Here is a 1976-nt window from a genome sequence, read left to right on the forward strand (position 1 = left end):
GCCGCGGATGCCGGGTTGTGGCTGGAGATCGGCCCGGACGCGGCTTTGACCCCGCTGATCGGTGACATCGTCCCGGATGTTTTCGCGGCTGCGACGTTGCGCAGGGATCGGGAGGAGTCGCGGTCGTTCGTGACGGCTTTGGCCGAGGTGTTCGTTCGGGGTGCTTCGGTGGATTGGTCGGCGCAGTATGCCGGTAGTGGAGCGCGGAGGGTCGATCTGCCGACCTATCCCTTCCAACGACACCGCCACTGGATCGAACCCGAGGCCACCGCGGCGGGAGCCGGTTCGACCGGTCACCCGCTTCTCGGCACCGCCGTCAAGCTGGCGGGCCGTGACGAATTGCTGCTCACTGGACGCCTGTCCCAGCGCACCCACCCGTGGCTGGCCGATCACGCGATCCTGGGCTCGGTGCTCGTGCCCGGCACCACATTCGTGGAGGCGGCCTCGTATGCGGCCGAGCACGTAGGAGCCGACGGAGTCGCCGAACTGACCTTGTCCGCCCCGCTGGTCCTGCCCGAACGCGGAGCCATCGACCTCCAGGTCCTCGTCGGCGCGCCCGACGAGGACGGACGCCGGCCCGTGACCGTCTATTCACGTCCCGACGGCGACGAAGAGCGGGCATGGGCCGTGCACGCCGACGGGCTGCTGGCCGTCGAGCTCCCGGCGCCCGACGACGCCGGGATGCCGCTGTGGCCGCCGACGGGCGGTGAGGACGTCGACCTGACCGAGTTCCACGACAGGCTGGGTGACCTCGGCTACAGATACGGTGCCGCATTCCTCGGGGTGCGGAGGGCCTGGCGCGGCGAGAACGCGGTCTTCGCGGAGATTGTTCTCCCCGACGAGGCCGGTGACGGCGAACGGTTCGTTCTGCACCCGGCGCTGCTGGATGCGGCACTGCGCATCGTGCTGATCGAGACCAAGGGGCGGGTCCTGCTGCCATTCGCCTGGAGCGACGTGCGGACCTCGGCGCGCGGCATCTCGAAGCTCCGAGTGAAGATCACCTGGATCGGGGACGACACGGTCTCCGTCGTGGCGACGGACGAACTCGGCGTCCCGGTGGCCACGGTCGGCTCGCTGGCATTGCGTCCCCTCTCGCCGGAGGCGCTGCGGCAGGCGGGCGCCTCCACAGATGAGCTGCATGTGGTCTCGTGGCTCCCCCTGTCCGTCCCGGACGAGGTCGACGACGCTCCGCTGTTCGCCCTCATGGACGTCGGGAAGCAGCCAGGGCCGGCCGTGGAGGTGACCGGCCGGGTTCTGCGCCGCCTCCAGGAACATCTGGAGGACGAGGAGGGTCGGCTCGTCGTGATGACCCGGGGATCCCTCAGCGTGAGCGGTGAGGGCGTACCCGCACTGGGGGCATCCGGTGTGTGGGGGCTGGTGCGTTCGGCGCAGTCCGAGAACCCGGGCCGGTTCGTTCTGGTGGACTCCGACAAGGACCTGCCGGAGGGGTTACTGACTCGGATGGTCGCCTCGGGTGAGCCGCAGCTCGCTGTCCGTGCGGGTGAGGCATTCGTGCCGAGGTTGGCCCGGCTGACGCGGCAGGAGGAGGGGTCTTCGCCTGTTTGGGGCCGTGGCCCAGTGTTGATCACCGGTGGTACCGGTGGTCTGGGGGCGGTGCTGGCCCGGCATCTGGTGGTCGAGCACGGTGTCCGTGAGCTGGTGCTGCTGAGCCGCCGTGGTTCTGAGGCTCCAGGAGCTCGGGAGCTTGAGTCGGAGCTGACGGAGCTGGGCGCGGCCGTGTCCCTGGTCGCGTGTGACGCCGCCGACCATGCGGCGTTGCGGGCGGTGCTGGCCGAACATCCGGTGACGGCGGTCGTTCACACGGCGGGTGTCCTGGATGACGGTGTCATCGGCTCCTTGACCGGTGAGCAGCTTGAGCGGGTTCTGCGTCCTAAGGCTGACGCGGCCTGGAACCTGCATGAGCTGACCCGTGACCGTGAGTTGACGGCGTTCGTGCTGTATTCGTCGGTCGCCGG

At 69.4% G+C, this 1976-nt stretch carries 1 protein-coding gene; it reads left to right on the plus strand.

What is annotated here, in order from left to right; translation table 11 throughout:
* The coding region (locus ACSDR0_RS50265) for a type I polyketide synthase (protein WP_435296075.1) at window positions 1-1976 on the plus strand (1976 nt) is incomplete at both ends.

The organism is Streptosporangium sp. G11, from assembly GCF_051192615.1.
Classification (GTDB): domain Bacteria; phylum Actinomycetota; class Actinomycetes; order Streptosporangiales; family Streptosporangiaceae; genus Streptosporangium.